Genomic DNA, 23,409 nt, shown 5'->3' on the forward strand with positions numbered 1-23,409 from the left:
GCTACGTCTCCAGGAGGTATTCGTCGGCATACACCATCAACCATTGCGCCGGGAAGCTGATGTAGGCGGTTCCCTCAGGCACTGGCTTGTCTTCGGCCAGGCGCACTTTCAAAGGCGCGCCGTCGAGGTTCAGGGTCATGATCTTGTAGGTGCCAAGGTCTTCGACGTGTACGACCTGTGCCTGCATCGCCTCATCAAACGGCTCGTCCCACACATGCACGAACTCTGGACGGATGCCGACCTTCAGGGTTTTCCACTCGGACTCGGCAACGCGTTTCTGCTGAGGATCGGAAAGCGGCAAATGAGTCGAGGCGAAAACGACACCGCCTGGCTGCGGCTGCACCTCGATCAGGTTCATTCCCGGACTGCCGATGAAATAGCCGACAAAGGTGTGGCTCGGCCGCTCGAACAGTTCTCGCGGCGTACCGAATTGCACAATCTGCCCGCCGTACATCACCGCGATCTTGTCGGCGAAGGTCGAGGCCTCCAGCTGATCGTGGGTGACGTAGACCATGGTGATGTTGAACTGCTCGTGGATCTGCTTGAGCTTGCGCCTCAGCTTCCACTTCAAGTGCGGGTCGATCACCGTCAGAGGTTCATCGAACAGGATCGCTGACACGTCATCGCGCACCAGCCCACGGCCCATGGAGACTTTCTGCTTTTCATCGGCGGTGAGGTTGCGCGCCTTCTTGCTCAGCAGCGTCTGGAGGTCGAGGACTTCGGCGATTTCCTGCACCTTGCTGTGAATTTTCGCCTCGGCCATGCCCTGATTGCGCAGCGGGAAGGCCAGGTTGTCGAACACCGTCATGGTGTCGTAGACCACCGGAAACTGGAAAACCTGGGCGATGTTGCGCTTCTCCGGGGTCAGGTCGTTGACCACTTTGCCGTCAAACAGCACTTGGCCCTGAGACGGACTGAGCAATCCGGAAATGATGTTGAGCAAGGTCGACTTACCGCAGCCCGATGGCCCGAGCAAGGCATAAGCACCGCCCTGCTCCCAGACGTGGTCCATCTCGCGAATCGCATAATCCTCGGGGCCGGTCGGCGTGCGGGTGTAACTGTGGGCAAGGTGCTGCAAACGGATTTCGGCCATCAGGCAACCCTCGCGATACGGCGACCGGGCGCCTGGACCAGCCGCCCCTGCATATCGAAGACAAACAGTTTATGGGTCGGGATATAGATACGAATCGGCGCATCGACGTCGTATTCGTGAACGCCGGGCAAGTGCAGCACCAACAGAAAATGCTCGTTGCGCACATGGAGGAAGGTTTCCGACCCGCTGATCTCGGCCACCTCCACGGTCACCGCCAGTTCCAGGTCATCGTCGTTGCTCGGCACCAGCGAAATATGGCTGGGTCGTACGCCAAAGCGGAACTCGCCCTCGCCCACCGGGCGCAGATCGACGTTCAGCGGGAAGTGCACGAAATTGGCGAAGCTGACTTCGTTGCCGGCGATACGCCCCGGCATCAGATTGATCGGCGGCTCGGAGAACAGCTCCGCCGCCAGCACGGTTTGCGGCTGGTGATACACCTCGGAAGACTTGCCGCTCTGAATCACCCGACCTTCGTGAAGAATGGTGGTGGTGCCGCCCAGCGCCAGGGCTTCGTTGGGTTCGGTGGTGGCGTAGATGGCGATGGTGTGGCGAGCCTTGAACAGCTCGCGCATTTCCTGCCGCAATTCTTCGCGCAGTTTGTAGTCGAGGTTCACCAGCGGCTCATCGAACAGGATCAGTTCGGCATCCTTGACCAGCGCCCGGGCCATCGCCGTGCGCTGTTGCTGACCGCCGGAGAGTTCAAGCGGATGGCGCTGGAGGAATTTCTCGATGCGCAACATCTTCGCGGTTTCCAGCACTTTGCTCTGGATCAGCTCATTGGAAACGCCGCCCTGGCGCAAGGGCGAGGCGATGTTCTCGAACACCGTCATGGTCGGGTAGTTGATGAACTGCTGATAGACCATCGACACGTTGCGCAACCGCACCGGGCGCTGGGTAACGTCGACGCCGTTCATCAGGATGCGACCGCTGTCGGGCTTGTCCAGACCGGCCATCAAGCGCATGAGACTGGTTTTGCCGGACAGCGTACGCCCGAGCAAAACGTTGAAGGATCCGGCTTCGAAACTAAGGCACGCATCGTCGATCCAGGTCTGGCCCTCGACGGTGCGGCTGACGTGCTCCAGGGTTAATGACATGGCTCGGCCTTTTTATTATTGGAGTCAAGCGACCGGAGCTACAGAGCGACATTCGTGCCAGAAAATGCAAGCCGTTGATCCGGCTTGAGAATCCTTGAAGTGGACGGAAAATCGCGTTCGTTGCTGAACAGAAATGAACAACCGCGACTGAACAATTGAACAATCCAACCGTTGACAATGAACAATAGTGAACAACACTCTACGGATGCTTTTGGCTCGCAAAGACGAGCGCATAACAAAAACAACAAAGCATTTTCAGAGACTGCCGACCATGGCCGCACCCGCCTTGCCGCTCTCCCACGACGCCATCATCCAGGACTCCTGGTCCCGTTGCCGCGCGTTCGGCCTCAATCATCAGAGCGCCCCGGCGTTCGATCAGCTGCCGGCCGAGGGCATTGCGCAATTGCTGGAGAGCCAGCACTCACTGGTGCAAACCACTCACCAGGAAGTCCTGCCGTATTACGAGAACATCCTCAGCAACTCCAACTGCCTGATCATGCTCGCCGACAATCAGGGCCAGGTGCTGACGTCCTGGGGCACCCAGCGTTTTATCGAGCCGAACCTGACCCGCGGTTTCAGCGCCGGTGCCAGCTGGATGGAACGCTGCAGCGGCACCAATGCGATCGGCACCGCCCTGGCCTGCGAGCAGGCGGTGCACATCGAGCACGATGAACATTTCCTCAAGGCCAATCGATTCATGACCGGTTCCGCCGCACCGATTTTCGATGCCGAACGCAAGGTCATCGCGGTGCTGGATGTGTCCAGCGACAGCTACCTGCCGCCGTCCCACACCCTCGGAATGGTCAAGATGATGAGTCAGACCGTGGAAAACCGGCTGATCCTCAACCTGTTCCACGGCCAGCATTTCCAGCTGACCTTCAACACCGGACTGAACAACCTCGACAGCCAGTGGGCCGGGCTGCTGATCTTTGATGAAACCGGTCAGGTGCTGTCCGCTAACCGCCGGGCCGACAATCTGCTGGGGATCAGCCTGTCGCGGGTCAGTGTCGAAAGCCTGTTCAAGGTTTCGCTGCTGGAGTTGCTGAACCAACCGGACGGCCTGCCCTTCGCCTTGCAAACCTCGGGACGCAACCGCTTCCAGTGCCTGTTGAAGCGGCCGAAACAAATGCCCATTCAGCCGCGCGTCTTTGCCGAGCCGGTGGTGGCAGCGTCCGAAGCGATCAGCCTCAACACCCTGCATTTCGGTGACAGCCGCGTGGAAAAAGCCGTGCGCCAGGCCGAGCGGTTGCTGGAAAAAGACATTCCGTTGTTGATCCACGGCGAAACCGGGGTCGGCAAGGAAGTCTTCGTCAAAGCCCTGCATCAGGCCAGTTCGCGGAGCAAAAAACCCTTCATTGCCGTCAACTGTGCGGCGATCCCCGCCGAACTGGTGGAATCCGAACTGTTTGGCTACGAGAAAGGTGCGTTCACCGGTGCCAACCAGAAAGGCAGCATCGGGCTGATCCGCAAGGCTGACAAAGGCACCCTGTTCCTTGATGAAATCGGTGATATGCCGTTGCCGACTCAGGCTCGACTGCTGCGAGTGTTGCAGGAGCGTTGCGTGCAACCGGTGGGCAGCAGCGAGTTGTTCCCGGTGGATATACGGATTATTTCGGCGACCAACCGCTCGTTGCGCGAACAGGTTCAGTTGGGGCGCTTCCGCGAGGATTTGTATTACCGGATTGGTGGTTTGACCCTGGAACTGCCGCCGTTAAGAGAACGCAGTGATAAAGAGGCCTTGTTCAAACGTCTGTGGGAACAGCACCGCGAACCGAGCCAATGGGCGGGATTGAGTCGCGAAGTGTTGGAGCTGTTCGGGCGCCACCCGTGGCCGGGGAATTTAAGGCAGGTCAGCAGTGTGATGCAGGTGGCGCTGGCCATGGCCGAGGAACAACCGGTGCGGCCGGAGCATTTACCGGATGATTTTTTTGTCGATCTGGAGATGGAGCCGGTGGATTTGCCGGAGCCGTTGTCGGTGGATTTGAATGATGCCGAGGATTTGAATCGGCAGTTGCAAGCGGCCGGGGGGAATATCTCCCATTTGGCGCGCAGGCTCGGGGTGAGCCGCAATACCCTCTACAAGCGGTTGCGTCAGATTGAAGGTTGAATGAACCTCCTTTCCCCTCACCTCAGCCCTCTCCCGGAGGTAGAGGGAGCCGACCGAGGTGTCTGGCGTTCTACATCGACCTGAAAAACTGAGTTGATTATGGATTAGGCACAAATCGTTCAGGTCGGTGTATCTCTTGAGCATCCCCGAATCAGTCCCCTCTCCTGGGGGAGAGGGTTAGGGTGAGAGCGAAAAGGCTGGCTCAACATGCGCAGCTGACGCAGCCCCCAGAGTGCGCACGCCAGCCAGCACGACCACCACCATCATCAAACCTGCGCCAATCGCCACCCCGAACCCAGCTCGTGCGCCATAAGCGTCAATGACCAGCCCCGCAAGCATGCCTCCAAGCGCTACGCCGATGCTGATGCCGGTGGTCATCCATGTCAGCCCTTCGGTGATCCTCGACGGAGGGATGATGATTGTCCCCAGCTTCATGACCACGACCATCGTTGGCGCAAACGATATGCCGGCGATAAACAGCATCGCTGACAGGAAATAAACGCCCGGTGAGAAAACAGGCAATACGCCTGTGACTGCCGTCACTAATATCCCGATCAAGAACTGTTTTTCTATCAGCAGGGAAACCCTCAATGCACCGAACGTCAGGCCCGCAATCAGTGAGCCGAGCGCATAGGCTGCGAGGATGAAGGTCGCAGATGCTGGCCAGCCTTGCGCATTGGCGAAGGCCACGACGGCGACATCGATTGATCCGCCGATTGCCCCCATCGCCAACAGCGCGAGCACGATGGTGCGGACGCCGGGAATAAGCAGGGTTGACCCCGTATGGCTCTTATTGCCCACGACAACTTTAGGTTCAGTCTGGCGTTGCAGGAGAAAAGCCGTGACCCCGACGGCCAGCAACCCAACCGCTACAAGCGGCCCGGCTTCGGCGAAAAAGCTCACGCTCAAACCGATCGCCAGTGGCGGGCCGACGATGTAAGCGAGTTCGGTCAGGACCGTATCCAGAGAGAACGCCGTGTGCAGTTGCGGCTTGCCACGGAACAACTGTGTCCATCGAGCCCGGATCATCGACGGCATGCTCGGCATCGTCCCCGCCAGTGCAGCCAGAACAAAAAGCAACGCGGCTGGAGCGCGCAAGTAGACGGCGATGATCAGCGCCAGCAACATGCCAATGCTGACAGCCGTCACGACGGGCAGCACGCGACTCTGGCCACGCTGATCAACCAGTTTCGAGATATGCGGGCCGATCAGCGCATTGGCCAAGGTAAACGTACCGGCGACTGCGCCGGCCAGCCAGTAAACACCGGTTTGCTGCACCAGCATGGTGATGATGCCAATGCCGATCATTGCCTGCGGCAACCGCGCAATAGAACTCGCGAGCACTAACCCCGTGGCACCGGGGGTCGTTAGAAGCTCGCGATAGTGATTAGCCATGATGTCTCCATTCCATAATCGTCGCCGATCAGCATCCCGCTGCATGCGCCGCCGCCAAGGTTGGCAGCGTCAGACATCAAGACCTACGCGCACCGCAAAAGCAACCACAGGCTTTGGTTTTGATGACTGCCTTTACCGTGCAGCCGACGCAAAGCGTTGCCCTCACCCCAGCCCTCTCCCGGAGGTAGAGGGGGCCGACCGAGGTGTCTCGCGTTGTACATCGACCTGAAACATCGAGTTGATTATGGATTCGCTAAAAATCGTTCAGGTCGGCGTATCTCTTGAGCATCCCCCAATCGGTCACCTCTCCCTTTGGGAGAGGTGTTAGGGGCTCTTTTCGCGCCCAAACAAAAACCCGCACAAGGCGGGTTTTGTTTGTAACAAACGCAGCGATCAGTCAGCCAGACGCCAGGTCGTGCCGCCCTTCCCGTCTTCCAGCACCACGCCCATGGCGGTGAGCTGGTCGCGGATACGGTCGGATTCGGCCCAGTCTTTACCAGCACGAGCCGCCAGACGCGCGGCAATCAGCGCATCAACCTCCGTCGCATCAACCCGCCCTTCAGCGCCGGCCTGCAAGAAGTCATCAGCCTCAAGCTGCAACACACCCAGCACGCTAGCCAATTCCTTCAAGCGCGCCGCCAGACCCGCCGCCGCATCGAGATCACTCTCGCGCAGACGGTTGATCTCGCGAACCATCTCGAACAGCACCGCGCAGGCTTCCGGCGTACCGAAGTCGTCGTTCATCACCTGAGTGAAACGCTCGACAAAAGCTTCGCCACCGGCCGGTGCCACGCTCGGCAGGCCTTTCAACGCATGGTAGAAACGCTCGAGTGCGCCTTTGGCGTCCTTGAGGTTGTCTTCCGAATAGTTGATCGCGCTGCGGTAGTGGCTCGACACCAGCAGGTAACGCACGACTTCCGGGTGGTACTTTTCCAACACGTCGCGAATAGTGAAGAAGTTGTTCAAGGACTTGGACATCTTCTCGCCATTGATGCGAATCATGCCGCAATGCATCCACGCATTGGCGTAGGTCTTGCCGGTGGCCGCTTCGCTCTGGGCGATTTCGTTTTCATGGTGCGGGAACTCGAGGTCGCTGCCGCCGCCATGAATGTCGAACGTCTCGCCGAGGCAGCAGGTGGACATCACCGAGCACTCGATGTGCCAGCCCGGCCGACCGTCGCCCCAAGGCGAAGGCCAGCTCGGCTCGCCCGGCTTGACGCCTTTCCAGAGGACGAAGTCCAGCGGGTCCTGCTTCGACTCGTCGACTTCGATCCGCGCGCCGATGCGCAAGTCTTCAATCTTCTTGCGCGACAGCTTGCCGTAGCCCATGAACTTGGCGACGCGGTAATACACGTCGCCATTGCCCGGAGCGTAGGCGTAGCCCTTGTCGATCAACGTCTGGATCATCGCGTGCATACCAGGGATATGCCCGGTGGCGCGCGGTTCCATGTCCGGCTTCTTGATGTTCAGGCGCGCTTCGTCTTCGTGCATCGCCGCGATCATGCGCTCGGTCAACGCTTCGAACGACTCGCCGTTCTCGTTGGCCCGATTGATGATCTTGTCGTCGATGTCGGTGATGTTGCGCACGTAAGTCAGATCGTAGCCGCTGAACCGCAACCAGCGGGTCACCAGGTCAAACGCGACCATGCTGCGGCCGTGGCCCAGGTGGCAGTAGTCGTACACGGTCATCCCGCAGACGTACATGCGCACCTTGTTGCCATCCAGCGGCTTGAAGACTTCTTTGCTCTTGGTGAGCGTGTTGTAGATCGTAAGCACTTTAGTTTCCTTGAATCACTGGCCCCACGAATCACGCAAGGTCACGGTACGGTTGAACACCGGATGACCGGGTTTCGAGTCCTTGATATCCGCGCAGAAGTAACCTTCGCGCTCGAACTGGAAACGGTCTTCCGGCTGTGCATTGCCCAGCGAAGGCTCGGCACGACAACCGGTGAGGACTTGCAGCGAGTCAGGGTTGATGTTGTCCAGGAAACTGGCGCTGTCTTCGGCCTTCTCAGGGTTGGCCGAGCGGAACAGGCGATCGTACAGGCGCACTTCGCACTCGACGCTGGCCGCAGCCGGCACCCAGTGAACCACGCCTTTGACCTTGCGGCCTTCAGGGTTCTTGCCCAGGGTTTCCGGGTCATAGGAGCAACGCAGTTCGACGATGTTGCCATCGGCGTCCTTGATCGCTTCGTCGGCGCGAATCACGTAGCTGCCGCGCAGACGCACTTCGCCAGCAGGTTCCAGGCGCTTGTAGCCTTTTGGCGGCTCTTCCATGAAGTCTTCACGGTCGATGTAGATCTCACGGGCGAACGGCAGAACGCGCACGCCCATGTCTTCTTTCGGGTGGCACGCCAATTCGAGGTTTTCGACCTGGCCTTCCGGGTAGTTGGTGATCACGACTTTCAGCGGACGCAACACGCACATGGCACGCGGGGCGCTGTGGTCGAGGTCGTCACGGATGCTGAATTCGAGCATGCCGAAGTCGACCACGCCGTCGGAACGGTTGGTGCCGACCATTTCGCAGAAGTTGCGGATCGATTTCGGCGTGTAACCACGGCGGCGGAAGCCGGACAGCGTGGACATGCGCGGATCGTCCCAGCCAAGAACGTGCTTTTCATCGACCAGTTGCTTGAGCTTGCGCTTGCTGGTGATCGTGTAGTTCAGGTTCAGACGGCTGAATTCGTACTGACGCGGTTGCGCCGGCACGGGCAGGTTCTCGAGGAACCACTCGTACAGCGGACGATGGCTTTCGAACTCCAGGGTGCAGATCGAGTGAGTGATGCCTTCGATGGCATCCGACTGACCGTGGGTGAAGTCGTAGTTCGGGTAGATGCACCACTTGTCACCGGTCTGGTGGTGGTGAGCGTGACGGATGCGATACATGATCGGGTCGCGCAGGTTCATGTTCGGCGAGGCCATGTCGATCTTGGCCCGCAACACGCGTGCGCCGTCCTTGAATTCACCGGCCTTCATGCGGGCGAACCAGTCGAGGTTTTCTTCCACGGAACGATCGCGGAACGGGCTGTTCTTGCCCGGCTCGGTCAGGCTGCCACGGTATTCCTTGGCCTGTTCAGGGCTCAGGTCATCGACGTAGGCCTTGCCGGCCTTGATCAGCTCAACGGCCCAGTCGTGCAACTGGTCGAAATACTGCGAGGCGTAGCGCACTTCACCGGACCATTCGAAGCCCAGCCATTTGACGTCGCTTTCGATCGCGTCGATGTATTCCTGGTCTTCCTTGGCCGGGTTGGTGTCGTCGAAACGCAGGTGCGTGACGCCGCCAAATTCCTGGGCCAGGCCGAAGTTCACGCAAATCGACTTGGCGTGACCAATGTGCAGGTAGCCGTTGGGCTCAGGCGGGAAACGGGTGACGATCTGCGTGTGCTTACCCGAGTCCAGGTCCGCCTGGATGATCGGGCGCAGGAAATTGACCGGCACGGCAGGGCCGGTCTTGGAATTCGAGGTAGGGTCGACAGTGGGCTTGCTCATAGGATCCTTGAACGTACAAGTGCGCGGCCAGTTGGCCAAATCAAAGCGGCTGTTAAAACAAAGGGGCTTATCATAGCCGATGCCGTCAAGTCGCTGACAGCGCAGGGCAAAAAACGGCTGCATTTAATCGGATGCAAATGAAAAACAGCCTCGAAATTCGCGCTTGGCACGCTAAACTGCGCATCTTGGCCAAAATTGGCCGGACCGGTTGAGGGCTTCAACGCCCCGAAACCCACGAATTCCTAGAAAACGCTTCTTTTATAAAGAGTCCCTGATCATGACCCAAGTCAAACTGTCCACCAACCATGGCGACATCGTCCTGGAACTGAACGCTGAGAAAGCCCCGATCACCGTGGCCAACTTCATCGAGTACGTCAAAGCCGGTCACTACGAAAACACCGTTTTCCACCGCGTCATCGGTAACTTCATGATCCAGGGCGGCGGTTTCGAGCCAGGCATGAAAGAAAAGAAAGACAAGCGCCCAAGCATCCAGAACGAAGCCGACAACGGCCTGCCGAACGAGAAGTACACCGTTGCCATGGCCCGCACCATGGAGCCGCATTCGGCTTCCGCCCAGTTCTTCATCAACGTGGCTGACAACAGCTTCCTGAACCACAGCGCCAAGACCACTCAGGGCTGGGGCTACGCAGTATTCGCCAAAGTCGTTGCAGGCACCGACGTAGTGGACAAGATCAAAGGTGTTTCCACCACCATGAAGTCCGGCCACCAGGACGTACCAGCAGAAGACGTGATCATCGAGAAAGCCGAGATCATTGAGTGATACTGCTGATTTCAGACTTGCATCTGGAAGAGGAGCGCCCGGACATCAGCCGGGCGTTTCTGGATTTGCTCGCCGGACGCGCCCGCTCGGCGAGTGCGTTGTACATCCTGGGCGACTTTTTCGAGGCGTGGATTGGCGACGATGCCATGACGCCCTTTCAGCGTTCCATCTGCCAGGCCCTGCGCGAACTCAGCGACAGCGGCACGGCCATTTTTCTGATGCACGGCAATCGCGACTTCATGCTCGGCCAGGCTTTTTGCAAACAGGCCGGCTGCACGTTGTTGAAGGACCCGAGTGTCGTGCAGTTTTACGGTGAGCCGGTGCTTTTGATGCACGGCGACAGCCTCTGCACCCGCGACGAGGCTTATATGAAGCTGCGTCGCTATCTACGTAATCCGATCACCCTGTTCATCCTGCGGCATCTGCCCCTGAGTACTCGCCATAAACTGGCGCGCAAGCTGCGCAGTGAAAGCCGTGCGCAGACGCGGATGAAGGCCAATGACATTGTGGATGTCACGCCGGATGAAGTGCCGCGGATCATGCAGGCCTTTGGCGTGAAAACCTTGATCCATGGGCACACCCATCGCCCGGCCATTCACAAGTTGCAGATTGGCGAGCAGGCGGCCAAGCGGATTGTGTTGGGGGATTGGGATCGTCAGGGGTGGGCGTTGCAGGTGGATGAGCAGGGGTTTGCGTTGGCACCGTTTGATTTTGGTACGCCGCCACAGTTGGCATTGCCAAACGGCTGAGAGCCACCCCTCACCCCAGCCCTCCCGAAACGTCGGACCGCCCCAGTGGGGAGAGGGGGAAAGGGGGCAGATCTTCATGGGTTTCAAAACCTGAGTTCAACTCAAAGTTTTCAGGTCGCCGTATCCAGCACGAGCAACTCGGTCAGTCCCCTCGCCCTCTGGGAGAGGGTTAGGGTGAGGGGTCGATTCTGAGCCGTACACTCAATGCCCTGACGCCGCCGGCCCCGCCTTCGCCGCAAACGGCGGTTTCGCCAGCCACACCAGCACAATCAAGCCCATGAATGCCCACCCCAGCAACGTGAAGTAATCCACGGTGGAGAGCATGTACGCCTGACTGGTCAGCACATGATCCAGTTGCGCATACGCCGGATTGCTCGCCCCGCCCAGGCTGTTCAGCGCCTCGCGGGTAGCCGGCTCATAGGTGCTGATGCTTTCGCTCATATAAGCGTGGTGCTGATCGGCCCGGCGAATCCAGATCCAGGTCGTCAGCGACGCCGCAAAACTACCGCCTAACGTGCGCAGGAACGTCGCCAGGCCCGCGCCGTCGGCGATCTGGCTCGGTGGCAGGTCCGACATCAGAATGCTCAAGGTCGGCATGAAGAACAGCGCCACGCCAATCCCCATGAACAGCTGCACCAGAGCGATGTGCTGGAAGTCCACTTCGTTGGTAAACCCGGCACGCATGAAGCAGCTCAGGCCAATCGCCAGGAACGCCAGGCCGGCCAGCAGCCGCAGGTCGAATTTGTGTGCGTACTTGCCGACAAACGGCGACATCAGCACCGGCAGAATCCCGATTGGCGCCACCGCCAGCCCCGCCCAGGTCGCCGTGTAACCCATCTGGGTTTGCAGCCATTGCGGCAGGATCAGGTTGATCCCGAAAAACCCGGCGTACCCCAACACCAACACAATGGTGCCGATGCGGAAGTTGCGGTAAGCGAACAGCCGCAGATTGACCACCGGGTGTTTGTCGGTCATTTCCCAGATCACGAACACCGCCAGCGCTATCACTGAAATGGCCGCGCCGATGAGGATGAAGTTCGACTCGAACCAATCCAGGTCATTGCCCTTGTCGAGGATCACCTGCAAGGCGCCGACGCCAATGATCAGCGTGATCAAACCGACGTAATCCATCGGCTGGTAGCTGGTTTCCACCGGCCGCGCCTTGAGTTGCTGGCGCACCACCATCACCGCGAAAACACCGATCGGCACGTTGATAAAGAAGATCCACGGCCAGCTATAGCTGTCGGTAATCCAGCCGCCGAGGATGGGGCCGGCAATCGGCGCCACCACCGTGACCATCGCCAGCAACGCCAGGGCCATGCCGCGCCTGGCGGGCGGATAGACGGCAATCAGCAACGTTTGAGTCATCGGGTACAACGGACCTGCCACCAGGCCTTGAAGCACCCGAAAGCCAATCAGCTCCGGCATCGAGGTCGAGATACCGCACAGAAACGAAGCCAGCACGAACAGAATCGTCGCCCAGAGAAACAGCTTCACCTCGCCGAAGCGCCGGCTGAGCCAACCGGTCAGCGGCAGCGCGATGGCGTTGCTCACGGCGAACGAGGTAATCACCCAAGTGCCCTGCTCCGAACTCACACCCAGGTTGCCGGAAATCGTCGGCAGCGCCACGTTGGCGATGGTGGTGTCGAGCACTTGCATGAAGGTCGCCAGCGACAGGCCGATGGTGCTGAGCAGCAGGCTGGGCGGCGTGAAAGAGGCGTTATTGCTCATCGCGAATCCTTTGGAACCTGATTGGCGCAGCGCCTGTTACTGACGCAGCTGACCTTGTGGGAGCGAGCCTGCTCGCGAAAGCGCTGGTTCAGTCAACAGTGATGTTGAATAGAAAACCGCATTCGCGAGCAGGCTCGCTCCCACAGGGTCGGTGTGATGACCAATCAGCGTTGAACGGTTTTGCTGACCGCAGCGCTGTTGTCGTGGATCAACTGAGTGATCATCGCGTCGGCCTCGGCCAACTGACGGTCATACACATTGGTGCTGAACGAGGCCTTTTGCGGCGGCTGTTGTGCCAGCACCGGGCCGCTCTGGTCACGCAGGTTTACATCGACCTGAGTCGACAGGCCGACCCGCAACGGGTGCTTGGCCAGCTCTTCGGCGTTGATGTGAATCCGCACCGGCACCCGCTGGACGATCTTGATCCAGTTGCCAGTGGCGTTCTGTGCCGGCAGCAAGGCAAACGCGCTGCCGGTACCGGCGCCGAGGCTGTCGATGGTGCCGCTGAACTTCACGTCGCTGCCGTAGAGGTCGGCCTCGATGTCCACTGGTTGACCGATGCGCATGTCACGCAGTTGGGTTTCCTTGAAGTTGGCGTCGATCCACAGCTGATCCAGCGGAATGACCGCCATCAACGCGGTGCCCGGCTGGACGCGTTGGCCCAGTTGTACCGAGCGCTTGGCCACGTAACCGGTCACCGGTGCGATCAAGGTGCTGCGCGAGTTGTTCAAGTAAGCCTGACGCAATTGTGCGGCAGCGGACATCACATCCGGGTGCGACGACACCACGGTGTCATCGACCAGCGCACTGGTGGTTTTCAGTTGCTGTTTGGCGTTGGCCAAGGCGTTTTGCGCCGAGGTCAGGTCGTCGCGAGCGTGGGACAGTTCTTCCTGGGAAATCGCGCCGCCAGCGGCGAGGTTTTTCCGGCGATTGAAGTTGTCCTGAGCCTTTTGCACTTCAGCCTGTTGAGCGTTGACCTGGGCTTTCATGCCGTCGACGTTGCTGTACAAGCCACGAACCTGACGCACGGTGCGGGCCAGATTGGCCTGGGCACTTTGCAGACCGACTTCGGCGTCGTTCGGGTCGAAGTTGATCAGCACCTGGCCTTCGTGAACCAGGTCGCCATCGTCGGCACCGATGCTGACCACGGTGCCGGTGACTAACGGAGTGATTTCCACCACGTTGCCGTTCACATAGGCGTCGTCGGTGCTTTCGTTCCAGCGCCCGTAGAATTCGTGATAACCCCAGACGCCGACACCGGCGAGGATCACCACGATCGTCAGTACAAACAGCATCACTTTGCGTTTGCGCGAATTGCTCGTGTCTTGAGCGTTGTCAGACTCTGTATTCGTTGAAGCAGGAGTTGTTTCGGCAGTGGCCATGACAAATACCTTGAATTAGTTGTGCTGCGTGGCTGGGGTTGCGTTGGCTGCGGTCAGGGTTTCGCCCTGGAAGCCGCCGCCCAGCGCCTGCATCAGTTGGATCGACAGGTCGATCTGCTCGGCATTCAGGTTGGCCAGCTGACGCTGGGCCTGGAGCAATTGCTGCTCGATGCTGAGCACGTCCAGGTAATTCCCGATGCCGGAACCGTACCGCTGGACCACGGTGTTGTAAGAATCCTGGGCAATGTCGGTGGCGTGCTGCTGAGCGCCGATCTGCCGGCCGATATCGCGCAACTGGTTTATGGTGTCGCTGACATCACCCAGCGCTTTCACCAGGCTTTTGTTGTATTGCGCCACCGCGAGGTCGTAATCGGCGTCGCGGGAATCGAGGTCGGCACGCAGGCGGCCACCGTCGAAAATCGGCACCGAGATCGTCGGCGCAATGTTGAAGAAACGACTGGCCGAACCGAACATCGCGTCGCCCAGCAACGATTCGGCACCGGCCGCAGCGCTCAGGTTCAAGTTTGGATAGAACTGGGTTTTCCCGGCGTCGATGTTCTTGCTCGCCGCCTCGACCCGCCAACGCGCGGCCACCAGGTCTGGACGACGACCGAGCAACTCGGCCGGCAGCATCGAGGGCAACGCGACCGCGCTGGCCTGGAGGATTTTTGGCCGGGCGATTTCATTGCCGCGATCAGGGCCTTTACCGAGCAAGACGGCCAAGGCGATTTTCGCGCTTTGCAGGCGTTTTTCGGCGTCGATCAGGCTGGCTTCGGACGTGGCTTCCAGACTCTCGGTTTGCTGGAACTGGTATTGACTGTCGATCCCGGAACTCAGGCGACTCTGGCTCAGGTTGAGCATTTGCTTAGTGCGCTTGAGGTCTTCACTGGCCAGGTCGTAGACGATGTGCGCCTGACCCAGATCGCTGTAAGCGCGAGCGACGTCAGCGGACAACGTCAGCTGAGCGGCCTGTTGATCGACTTCGGCGGCACGGGCCTGGCCCAGTGCGGCTTCCCAGGCATCACGCTGACCGCCCCAGAGGTCGAAGTTGTAATTGAAACTGGCGCCGATGTTACGCACCGTGGAATAAGTGCCGCCCTGCCCGCTCGGATCCTGATCCCGGGCCAGACGCGACCGGCTGACGCCAGCGCTGGCATCGAGGGTCGGCATGCGAGCGGCATCCGCTGCATAAGCGGCGGCGCTGGCCTGGTGGGCGCGGGCGTCGGCGATTTGCATGTCGGGGCTGTCGTGCAGGGCTTCGCGGATCAGGCCGTCGAGCTGTGGGTCGCCGAGGCTTTTCCACCAGTCGCTTTTTGGCCAGGCCGCGGGCGACAGGGTTACACCGCTGAGGGATTGCCCGGCCTTGAGGTTTTTCGCATCGAGGCTTTTGCCTTCGGTGGTCAGGCCGCTGTAGCTGGCGCAACCGGCCAGGGTCATGGCCGCCAGCACCAGGCTCAGGCCGGTACGCAGGGTTTTACTGCTCATTTGTCACCTACCCGCAGCAGGGTGATCGAGTCACCGGCTGCCACCAAAATTTTCTTCAGGATCTGTTCGAGGGTCTGCAACTCCTCGGGGGTGATCGCGCCGGCCAGTTCATTCATGGCGTCGGCGCCGATCTCCGGCAGGCGGTCAGTCAGCTGCTGGCCTTGCTCGGTCAGCACCAGCTGAACCTGACGGCGATCCGCCTCGGAGCGTTGGCGGGCGAGGAAGCCTTTCTGTTCCAGACGGTCGAGCATGCGGGTCATCGATCCGCTGTCCAGCGACAGGTGACGGCACAGCTCGGCCGGGGTATCGACGCCGAACTGGGCCATGATGATCAGCACTTTGAACTGCGCGGCGGTGATGCCGTGGGGTTCCATGTGCGTGTCGATGATCCGGTCCTTGAGCAGCGCGGCGCGCCCGAGCAGGAGGCCGAGATGGCAAGTGTGGAATGCGTCTGGGGTGAAATGTTTCATCTGTCCACCAATTAGCTGCCTAGGCAGAGAATGTATGTCGAGATGTTACTGCCTAGGCAGCGAATGTCAACGTAATAGTTAGGTTGCTTGCTATTTAGTTGATAAATGGTGGGGCGCAAAAGCAAAAAGATCGCAGGCTTCGCCAGCTCCTACAGGTTCTTGTGTACACCTGTAGGAGCTGGCGAAGCCTGCGATCTTTTGATCTTGAAGGGACTAAAAGTCCCGCTTGTAGAAGATGTCCAGCGAACTGGCCACGCCGCCCGCCGCTTCGAGGTAAACCTTCTTGCTCAGCTTGTAACGCAAGGCGATGGTGTTGGCCGGCTCGAACACGCCAACGCCATAACGCAGGCTGAGCTTCTCGGAGATATTGCCGCTGGCCACCACGCTGGTGGCGCTGCCGCTACCCTCGGTATCGAGCTGGAAATCCTGAATCCCCAGGTTTTTCGCCAAGCCGCTGGTCACTCCCGAACTGCCCATCAAGCCCAACCCGAGCGCGGCCTGGGCGAGCATGTTGTTGTCTTCACCGTTACTGGCCAACGGACGCCCCAGCACCAGATAGGACAACGCCTGCTCCTGGCTCATCGCCGGCTCAGAGAAGATCTGTGTGGTCGGCTGCTCGGCGCTGCCGCTCAGGCGAATGCCGGCGATCACGTCGTCGGTCTGGCGAATCGCTTCGATGTCCAGATACGGCTGGTCGATCGGGCCGGCAAACAGCAAACGAGCCCGGCGCACGGTCAATCGCTGACCGTAGGCGCGATAACGCCCATCGTTGAGCCAGAGCTCGCCGCGGGTGTCCATGTTGTCGCCGATGTGCACATGACCTTGCAGGTTGGCGGTCAGGCCAAACCCGGCGAAGCTGAGCTTGTCCTGACCGACCACCACATCGACGTCCATCGCCATGGCCATCGGCGGTTTGCCCTCTTCGGTCTGTTGACCGACGATCACCGTGTCATCGGACACCTTGACCGTCGATGGCGGCAACTCGCGCACGGTGATCTCGCCTTTCGGCACCAGCACTTTGCCGGTGATCGCCAGTTTGTCGTCCTTCACCGAAATCTTCAGGTCCGGCGCCACTTCCAGCTTGGCGTACGGCTCGACGGTGACGGGCAATTGCGTGCCTTTGAGCGCCAAATCAACCACCAATGCCTGACCCCAAGCGATGTTGCCGCTCAAGGTGCCCTGCCCGGCCTTACCGCTTTTCCAGCCGCCGTTCAACTGCACGGTTTCGCCAGCGATCACGGCTTGAAGTTGCAGCGCTTCAAGGTCCATCGGCAGTTCAGGCCCGGAAATCTCGCCGTCGCTGAGCAGCAGATTGCCGTTGACCTGCGGCGCCAGCAGCGTACCTGCGAGCGTGCCGCTGCCATTCAAACGACCGGTCAGTTTCTCGACCATCGGCACAAACGGCCGCGCTACCGACAGGTCCAGTCCATTCAAACGGAACGAGCCGGTCAGTGGTTTGTCCTTCGGCAACGGATTGATCTGCGCCTGGAGCATAAGCTCACCGAGTTTGCCGCCGACGAAATTGAGGTCAGTGTCGATGCGCTTGGGCGTGAGTTTGCTGTTGAGTTTCAGGGTCTGGTACGGGAAATCCAGCCACTGGTCCTTTTCCTTGATGCGCAACGTGCCGCCGCTGGCATCGACGCTGATCTGGCCGTTCGGGCCGCTGGCCGGCAGGTCCAGTTGCAGGTCGGCGTTGAGTCGTCCCTTCCAGGCGAAATCCTTGGGCAACCACTGCGCCAGGCTGTCGATCGGGAACTGTTTGAGGTGATAACGCAGCTTCGGCTCAGGCATCAGGCGCTGATCCTCACCGCACAGGCTGGCCGGGCCGGACGTCCAGCAATGGGCGCCGAAGTTGATCTTGCCGTCCGCCAGCCGCTCCAACTTCGCCGGACCTTGCAGTTTCCAGTCTTGACCGCCGGCCTGGATATCGCCGCTGGCCAGACGCCCGCGCCAATTGCCCTGGTCCAGATTGCCGTCGAGGCCGAGCGCGAGTTTCAGCTTCGGCCCTTGCAGGTCGAGGGTGAGTTTCTGGTTTTTGATATCGCCCTGGCCGCTGGCGGTCAGCGTGCCCAGTGACGTCTCACCGGCCTGGATGCCGCTGCCCTTGAGGTCGATTTTCGCGCGCTGCGCGCTGTCGAGGGTGGCGTCCAGGTTCAGGCTTTGCAGGCGATTGTCTTCGAAGGCCAGTTGCGTGCCTTGCAGCCCGAGCTTGCCTTGCGGGGCCTTGAGCGTCCCGGCGACATCGACTCGACCATTGAGCTGACCGCGCAGTTGCGGCCACAGCTGAGCCAGGCGCGGCAGCTTGATATCGATCTGACCGGCGAGCTTCTGTTGCAGGCTGCCCTTGCCGTTGATGCTGTTGTCGCCGAGGCGAATTTGCAGCGCGTTGAGGTTCCATTGCTCGCCGCCGCCATCGGCTTTGGCCTGGATTACTGCCGGTTGGCCGCGCAGTTTGCCTTTCAAGTCAAGATCAGCGGTCAGGCTGAGTTTTTCATTCTTCATCTCGCCTTTGCTGCGCAACGGTCCGGCCAGGATGCCCGGCAACTCCGCGACCCAGTACGCCGGGTTGATCGCCGACAGGTCCAGCGCGGTGTCCCAGGCAATACCATCGGCGAATTGCAGGTTCAGGTGCCCTTCGGCCTTGCCCTGCCCGGCTTCGAGTTGAATTTGTTGCAGGTAGATTTTCGTCAGGTCGCCGCTGAACGGGCTGGTCAGGCTGAACGCCCCGGCCGGGCCGTCGAGTGCGGCGTTGAAGTGCCCCATGTACTGGCCGTCGGTGTAGGAGACTTCACCGTTGAAGCTGCGCAACGCCACTTCTGGCTCGTCGATCAGCGGATAGAGGCGATGCCACGGGAAATCCAGCCAGTCGATTTTTGCATCGGCGCTCAGGCCTTTGCTCCAGTCGAGGTTGCCGGTGAGTTTCAGGCTTTGCTTGTCGTTGGCCGTGAGGTCCAACCCGGCGATCTGAGCGCCGTTGGCGTCGACCTTGCCTTGCAGCAACAACGCGACCGGGCCAAGCTCTGCGGGCAACGTGGCTTTGCCAAGCAACTGGTAACCGCTTTTCAGGTCGCCGTCGCCGGTGAGTTCCAGTTGGTTGAGCTGCAGGGTGTCCGGCAGATCGGCGCCGGGCTTGAAGCCGTCAGCGGTGATCCGCACCTTGGCCGGCAGGTTTTCCACCAGCGGTTGCAGTTCGCCGGTCAATTGTCCGTCGAGGTAACCGCTGCTGTCGGCTTTCAGGTTGAGTGTTTTCAGCAGATCGCCGTCAACCTTCAGGGCCAGCGTCCAAGGCCCGGTGCCGGGGGCTGGCAGGGTCAGTTTGCCTTCGGCCTTGAGCGGCCAGTTACCGCTGGGTTGCAGCAGGCCTGAAAGATTCAGGCTCAGGTCATCCCTTTGCAAATGAACGGAATCGATCTGCAAACCGTTGGCCGTCCAGTGCGCCGCCAGTTGCAGGCCCTTGAGCTCTTCGCTGCCGTTGAACATCAGGCTGCCGACCTGGACATCGCCTAGCTCGATGGCCAGGGGCAACTTCAGATCCGGAAGACTGATCGGCCCGCTGCTTTCTTCTTCCGTGCTGGGCGGAAATTGCAGGCTGACCTGATCGGCTTTCAATTGCTCGATGCACAGGGTCATGCGCGTCAGGCACAGCGGCGACCAGGCGAAAATCACCTTGTTCAACTCAACCCGGCTGCTGTCCTGCTGCCACAGCACATGGTCGGCGCTCCACTGTCCGCCCAAACGACCCTGGAAATTCTCGACGGTCAAACCCGGCACGAACCCCAGCGCCCAGCGACTGCCCGTTGCCGTGCCCAGCACTGTGGCCACGGCCAAAACGACCAGCATCAGCAGCGCCAGAATCGCCAGCAGCGTTATTTTCAAACCACGATTCACAGCTCAGGCCCCATGGAAAAGTGCAATCGAATGCCGCCGTCGTCGTCCATCGCATGGGCCAGGTCGAGGCGTATCGGCCCTACCGGAGAAACCCAGCGCACACCGATGCCGACGCCGGTCTTGAGGTCCGGCAGTTCGAGGGTATTGAAGGAATTGCCTTGGTCGATGAAGGTCGCGACCCGCCATTTTTCGGCAATGGAGTACTGATACTCGACGCTGCCGGCAACCATGTAACGGCCGCCGATGCGGTCGCCCTCGGAGTTTTCCGGGGACAGGCTCTGATAGTCGTAACCGCGCACGCTCTGATCGCCACCGGCGAAGAAGCGCAACGACGGCGGCACCGACTTGTAGCCATTGGTGGCGCTGCCGCCGACCTGCACCCGGCCGAGGAAGCGGTGTTTGTCGAAGACCGTGGTCAAGCCTTTCACCAGCGCGGTGCCGTAGATCAGATTGGTGTCCGAACCCAAGCCTTCCTTGGCCACTTTCGTCGCGAACTCCAGACGATAGCCGTTGTGCGGGTCGATGCGGTTGTCACTTTTAAGGTAGGAATAGCTGACGCCAGGCATCAGCAATGTGCTGAGCCCCGAGTCGTCGCCGAGCCTGTATTCCTCGCGCTGCCACTTGAGCGACACCACGCGCTGCCAACCGCTGGGCAGCTTGCTGTGCCACTCGGGGCCGATGGTCAGCAGTTTGCTGAGGGAGTCCTTGTCGGCGATTTCTTCATTCTGATAGCCCGCGGCGAACCGCAATTTGTCGGTCAGCGGCGGGTCTAGGGGAATGTCGTAGAACACACCGACGTTCTGCCGGGGCGCCGAGACTTCGGTCTCCCAGCCATAACTGTGCCCCTGAGGGTTGACCCAATGCCGGGTCCAGTTGGCCTTGATCCGTGGGCCGACGTCGGTGGAATAACCCAGCCCCAGGCCCATGGTCCGTGGTTTGCGGGTTTCGAGTTTGACGTCTACCGGGATCACATCGTTCTTCGACGCCGTCGGTGCCGCATCCACCCGCACGCTTTCGAAATAGCCGCTCGATTGCATGGCTTGATTGAGTTCGGCGATCAGTTCGGAGTCATAAGGCGCGCCCGCCTTGAAGGGCACCATGCGCAGCAGCAGGTCTTCGTCGAACGGCGTGTCACCCTCGAAACTGACCTTGCCCAGTGAATAACGCGGGCCGCTGTTGTAGATCAGTTCGATGTCGGCAACGCCGGCTCGCGGGTCGACCAACAATTTCTGGCTGCTGAAATAACCACTGAAAAAGCCATAGCGTGAGGCCTGATTCTGAATCAGGCGCTTGGCGTCTTCGTAATGGCCATGGTTGAGCACGGCACCGGTTTTCAGCGCATCGCTTTTGGGTACACGGAAGGATTTGAGGGAGGCGGCCGGGCCGTCGATTCGAATAGTGACGTTGCGCAAGTGCACCGGCTCGCCGGGATCGATGTTCAGCACCAGGCGCGGCGTCTTGCCGCCCTTCACATCCGAGTCGATCTGCGGCTGGTAATAACCCAAGGCCTGGGCGGCCTTGCGCGCCTGTTCTTCGGCGCCGCGACTGAAGCGCAGCAAGGCTTCTTCGTCACGATCGCCGAGGCTGCCGATATAGCCCTCTATATTGGCTTTCAGTTCATCGTTGGACGGTTTGATCCGCACATTCAATTCACTTTGCGCCAGCGCCGCGCAGCTGGTAATCAGCATCAGCACGCCGCTGGTCATTCTTCCTGGAAAATTCATAGGCGCGGATGCTATCACGAGCTTGGGAGCGTGATAGAGCCTGGCGTGCGGTGAAAGTTCTACCTTTATGCCGTTGCTGTTTGTAACACCTGCGGATTGGCGTGAAAAAACACGTGTTCGCGGATCGGTCCTACGGCGACTTCTCCTATTTCCTCATAGCCCTGACGCTTATAGAACTCCAGATAACGAGGATTCCCGGTATCGAGGATCACGCCCTCGGAGTGTTCATCCACCGCGCACCAGTTATGCACCGCTTGCAGCAATTGTTCGCCAAAGTGTTTGCCCTGAAATTGCGGATGAACCCCCAGCAATGGCAGCAGGTGCACCGAGTCGGACGGCACGCAAGCCATCACGGCATCGTGATACTCGAGATAGCGTCGGGTGCAGCGAAACCCGGTGCTGAGCACCATGCGCAGACGCCAGGCCCAACTTTCGGTGATGCCCAGGCGACGTTGCGGCGGCGCGATCAGCGCGATGCCGATCAACCGGTCGTTGACCAACAGGCCGATGGCCGGCAAGTCCTGAAGAAAGTGTTGTTTGACCAGTTCGCGCACGGTGGCGCGGACCCGCTGTTCATAACCGGGGCGCTCCGCTTCGAACAGGTAGCCGAACGTCGGCTCATGCCGGTAGGCCTGGTACAACAACGAACGTGCTTCGCGGGAATAGCCGCCGTCGAGCATGTGAATATCGGCGATGACGGTCGAGGTTTCGGGCATAACGGTTGATCTCCCCGGGGCACAGCTCAAATGACTGCGCTCTTCTGGTTACGAGCCTATAGCGCTGGCACAGTTCCTTTCTGATCCGAATCAGGGTTGGCTGTGATGTCGCCATCGCGAGCAGGTCGAATCGTCGCACCGTCGCTCCCACCAGTTATAGACCAGACTCCTAACCTGTGGGAGCGAGCCTGCTCGCGATGAGGCCATTACTACCAATACAAAGCTGACGGACAAACACGAATGCCCTCACCCTACACTGGCCCCATTCCTACATGTCAGCTAGCATCGCCCTTTTGCCAGGACTGCCGACCATGAAGATCGTCTCCTTCAACATCAACGGGCTGCGCGCTCGCCCGCATCAGCTGGCAGCGCTGATCGAAAAGCATCAGCCAGACGTAATCGGACTGCAGGAAACCAAGGTTCACGACGACCAATTCCCGCTGGCCGAGGTTCAGGCGCTGGGCTATCACGTGTATTTCCACGGTCAAAAAGGTCACTACGGCGTGGCCCTGCTCTCGCGTCAGGAACCTATCTCGCTGCACAAAGGTTTCGCCACCGATGAAGAAGACGCTCAGCGCCGCTTCATCTGGGGCACGTTCGCCGACGCCAATGGCGTGCCGGTGACCATCATGAACGGCTATTTCCCACAGGGCGAAAGCCGCGATCACCCGACCAAGTTCCCGGCCAAGGAACGCTTTTACAACGATCTGCAGCAATTGCTGGAAAGTCAGTTCAGCAACGATCAGCCGGTGGTGGTGATGGGCGACGTGAACATTTCCCCGGAAGACTGCGACATCGGTATCGGCCCGGACAATATGAAACGCTGGCTGAAAACCGGTAAATGCAGCTTCCTGCCGGAAGAACGCGAGTGGATGGCCCGTTTGAAGAACTGGGGCCTGGTGGACAGCTTCCGTCACTTGAACCCGGAGGTGGCCGACCGTTTCAGCTGGTTCGATTACCGTAGCCGCGGTTTTGAGGATGAGCCCAAGCGTGGGCTGCGAATTGACTTGATCATGGCGTCCCATGGGTTGTTGCCACGCGTGAAGGATGCGGGAGTGGATTACGAACTGCGCGGGATGGAAAAACCATCGGATCACGCGCCGATCTGGCTTGAATTGAGCTGATCCCTACCTGTCGACACAGATCAACTGTGGGAGCGAGCCTGCTCGCGAAAGCGGTCTTACATTCAACATTTGCGTTGAATGTTACGCCCTCTTCGCGAGCAGGCTCGCTCCCACATTTAAAGACTGTCATCTTTCAGAAACCTTACTGACTTATTCTCCCGGCACTTCCTTTGGCTTATAA

16 protein-coding genes are annotated in these 23,409 nt (G+C 59.8%); 4 read left to right on the forward strand and 12 right to left on the reverse strand.

Annotated features, from left to right (window positions below; genetic code table 11):
* Nucleotide 1: 1 nt before the first annotated feature.
* Nucleotides 2-1,093 carry an ABC transporter ATP-binding protein gene (locus ACYZTZ_RS17720; RefSeq protein WP_461999185.1) on the reverse strand — a complete coding sequence of 364 codons (1,092 nt, stop codon included), beginning with the start codon at nt 1,091-1,093 and terminating at the stop codon, nt 2-4.
* Entirely contained in the window at nt 1,093-2,187 is a 1,095-nt protein-coding gene (locus tag ACYZTZ_RS17725; protein ID WP_046047475.1) for an ABC transporter ATP-binding protein, read from the reverse strand. Before ACYZTZ_RS17725 ends, ACYZTZ_RS17720 begins: the two co-directional genes overlap by 1 nt.
* 271 nt (nt 2,188-2,458) lie before the next feature.
* Here ACYZTZ_RS17725 and ACYZTZ_RS17730 point away from each other — a divergent pair, with 271 nt between their 5' ends.
* Complete coding sequence (locus tag ACYZTZ_RS17730; protein ID WP_461999186.1) at nt 2,459-4,294, forward strand: sigma-54-dependent Fis family transcriptional regulator; 1,836 nt, start codon at nt 2,459-2,461, stop codon at nt 4,292-4,294.
* A gap of 177 nt (nt 4,295-4,471) precedes the next feature.
* Here the strand turns inward: ACYZTZ_RS17730 and ACYZTZ_RS17735 are convergent, their stop codons facing one another.
* The 3 genes from ACYZTZ_RS17735 to ACYZTZ_RS17745 form a co-directional block, all read right to left on the reverse strand.
* On the reverse strand, nt 4,472-5,689 hold the full coding sequence (locus ACYZTZ_RS17735; RefSeq protein ID WP_461999187.1) for an MFS transporter: 1,218 nt from the start codon (nt 5,687-5,689) through the stop codon (nt 4,472-4,474).
* 393 nt (nt 5,690-6,082) lie between these two features.
* On the reverse strand, nt 6,083-7,465 hold the full coding sequence (gene cysS, locus ACYZTZ_RS17740; RefSeq protein WP_461999188.1) for a cysteine--tRNA ligase: 1,383 nt from the start codon (nt 7,463-7,465) through the stop codon (nt 6,083-6,085).
* Between the two features lie 15 nt (nt 7,466-7,480).
* Nucleotides 7,481-9,178, reverse strand: a complete 1,698-nt coding sequence (locus tag ACYZTZ_RS17745) for a glutamine--tRNA ligase/YqeY domain fusion protein (RefSeq protein WP_461999189.1) — start codon at nt 9,176-9,178, stop codon at nt 7,481-7,483.
* Between the two features lie 277 nt (nt 9,179-9,455).
* Between ACYZTZ_RS17745 and ACYZTZ_RS17750 the strand changes: the two genes are divergently transcribed.
* Nucleotides 9,456-9,959, forward strand: coding sequence for a peptidylprolyl isomerase (locus tag ACYZTZ_RS17750; protein ID WP_461999190.1), 504 nt, complete (start codon nt 9,456-9,458; stop codon nt 9,957-9,959).
* On the forward strand, nt 9,956-10,708 hold the full coding sequence (lpxH, locus tag ACYZTZ_RS17755) for a UDP-2,3-diacylglucosamine diphosphatase (protein ID WP_461999191.1): 753 nt from the start codon (nt 9,956-9,958) through the stop codon (nt 10,706-10,708). The genes ACYZTZ_RS17750 and lpxH overlap by 4 nt, the downstream gene beginning before the upstream one ends.
* Nucleotides 10,709-10,909: 201 nt before the next feature.
* On the opposite strand, the gene ACYZTZ_RS17760 is transcribed toward lpxH, so the two are convergent.
* The 7 genes from ACYZTZ_RS17760 to ACYZTZ_RS17790 all read right to left on the reverse strand — a co-directional run bounded on the left by ACYZTZ_RS17760 (nt 10,910) and on the right by ACYZTZ_RS17790 (nt 22,104).
* Nucleotides 10,910-12,439 (reverse strand): DHA2 family efflux MFS transporter permease subunit, encoded by a 1,530-nt coding sequence (locus tag ACYZTZ_RS17760; RefSeq protein ID WP_095128971.1) that lies wholly within the window; start codon nt 12,437-12,439, stop codon nt 10,910-10,912.
* A 164-nt stretch (nt 12,440-12,603) separates the two neighbouring features.
* Nucleotides 12,604-13,821: an HlyD family secretion protein gene (locus ACYZTZ_RS17765; protein WP_461999192.1), complete on the reverse strand. Its 1,218-nt coding sequence runs from the start codon at nt 13,819-13,821 to the stop codon at nt 12,604-12,606.
* A gap of 15 nt (nt 13,822-13,836) precedes the next feature.
* Nucleotides 13,837-15,306, reverse strand: coding sequence for an efflux transporter outer membrane subunit (locus ACYZTZ_RS17770; protein ID WP_461999193.1), 1,470 nt, complete (start codon nt 15,304-15,306; stop codon nt 13,837-13,839).
* Entirely contained in the window at nt 15,303-15,776 is a 474-nt protein-coding gene (locus tag ACYZTZ_RS17775) for a MarR family winged helix-turn-helix transcriptional regulator (RefSeq protein ID WP_046047482.1), read from the reverse strand. The genes ACYZTZ_RS17770 and ACYZTZ_RS17775 overlap by 4 nt, the downstream gene beginning before the upstream one ends.
* A 213-nt stretch (nt 15,777-15,989) precedes the next feature.
* Entirely contained in the window at nt 15,990-19,664 is a 3,675-nt protein-coding gene (locus tag ACYZTZ_RS17780; RefSeq protein WP_461999194.1) for a translocation/assembly module TamB domain-containing protein, read from the reverse strand.
* A complete protein-coding gene (locus ACYZTZ_RS17785; RefSeq protein ID WP_461999195.1) occupies nt 19,661-21,388 on the reverse strand; it encodes an autotransporter assembly complex protein TamA in 1,728 nt (575 codons plus the stop codon). Before ACYZTZ_RS17785 ends, ACYZTZ_RS17780 begins: the two co-directional genes overlap by 4 nt.
* Nucleotides 21,389-21,453: 65 nt before the next feature.
* Nucleotides 21,454-22,104, reverse strand: a complete 651-nt coding sequence (locus ACYZTZ_RS17790) for a GNAT family N-acetyltransferase (RefSeq protein ID WP_461999196.1) — start codon at nt 22,102-22,104, stop codon at nt 21,454-21,456.
* 311 nt (nt 22,105-22,415) lie between these two features.
* Here ACYZTZ_RS17790 and xthA point away from each other — a divergent pair, with 311 nt between their 5' ends.
* Nucleotides 22,416-23,228, forward strand: coding sequence for an exodeoxyribonuclease III (gene xthA / locus ACYZTZ_RS17795; RefSeq protein WP_461999197.1), 813 nt, complete (start codon nt 22,416-22,418; stop codon nt 23,226-23,228).
* Nucleotides 23,229-23,409 lie beyond the last annotated feature (181 nt).

The sequence above is a fragment of the Pseudomonas sp. LB3P58 genome, assembly GCF_054897895.1.

Coding starts and splice junctions, on each gene's coding strand:
- ACYZTZ_RS17720 (WP_461999185.1), bottom strand. CDS start 1,093: ATGGCCGAAATCCGTTTGCAGCACCTTGCCCACAGTTACACCCGCACG.
- ACYZTZ_RS17725 (WP_046047475.1), bottom strand. CDS start 2,187: ATGTCATTAACCCTGGAGCACGTCAGCCGCACCGTCGAGGGCCAGACC.
- ACYZTZ_RS17730 (WP_461999186.1), top strand. CDS start 2,459: ATGGCCGCACCCGCCTTGCCGCTCTCCCACGACGCCATCATCCAGGAC.
- ACYZTZ_RS17735 (WP_461999187.1), bottom strand. CDS start 5,689: ATGGCTAATCACTATCGCGAGCTTCTAACGACCCCCGGTGCCACGGGG.
- ACYZTZ_RS17745 (WP_461999189.1), bottom strand. CDS start 9,178: ATGAGCAAGCCCACTGTCGACCCTACCTCGAATTCCAAGACCGGCCCT.
- ACYZTZ_RS17750 (WP_461999190.1), top strand. CDS start 9,456: ATGACCCAAGTCAAACTGTCCACCAACCATGGCGACATCGTCCTGGAA.
- ACYZTZ_RS17760 (WP_095128971.1), bottom strand. CDS start 12,439: ATGAGCAATAACGCCTCTTTCACGCCGCCCAGCCTGCTGCTCAGCACC.
- ACYZTZ_RS17765 (WP_461999192.1), bottom strand. CDS start 13,821: ATGGCCACTGCCGAAACAACTCCTGCTTCAACGAATACAGAGTCTGAC.
- ACYZTZ_RS17770 (WP_461999193.1), bottom strand. CDS start 15,306: ATGAGCAGTAAAACCCTGCGTACCGGCCTGAGCCTGGTGCTGGCGGCC.
- ACYZTZ_RS17775 (WP_046047482.1), bottom strand. CDS start 15,776: ATGAAACATTTCACCCCAGACGCATTCCACACTTGCCATCTCGGCCTC.
- ACYZTZ_RS17785 (WP_461999195.1), bottom strand. CDS start 21,388: ATGAATTTTCCAGGAAGAATGACCAGCGGCGTGCTGATGCTGATTACC.
- ACYZTZ_RS17790 (WP_461999196.1), bottom strand. CDS start 22,104: ATGCCCGAAACCTCGACCGTCATCGCCGATATTCACATGCTCGACGGC.
- xthA (WP_461999197.1), top strand. CDS start 22,416: ATGAAGATCGTCTCCTTCAACATCAACGGGCTGCGCGCTCGCCCGCAT.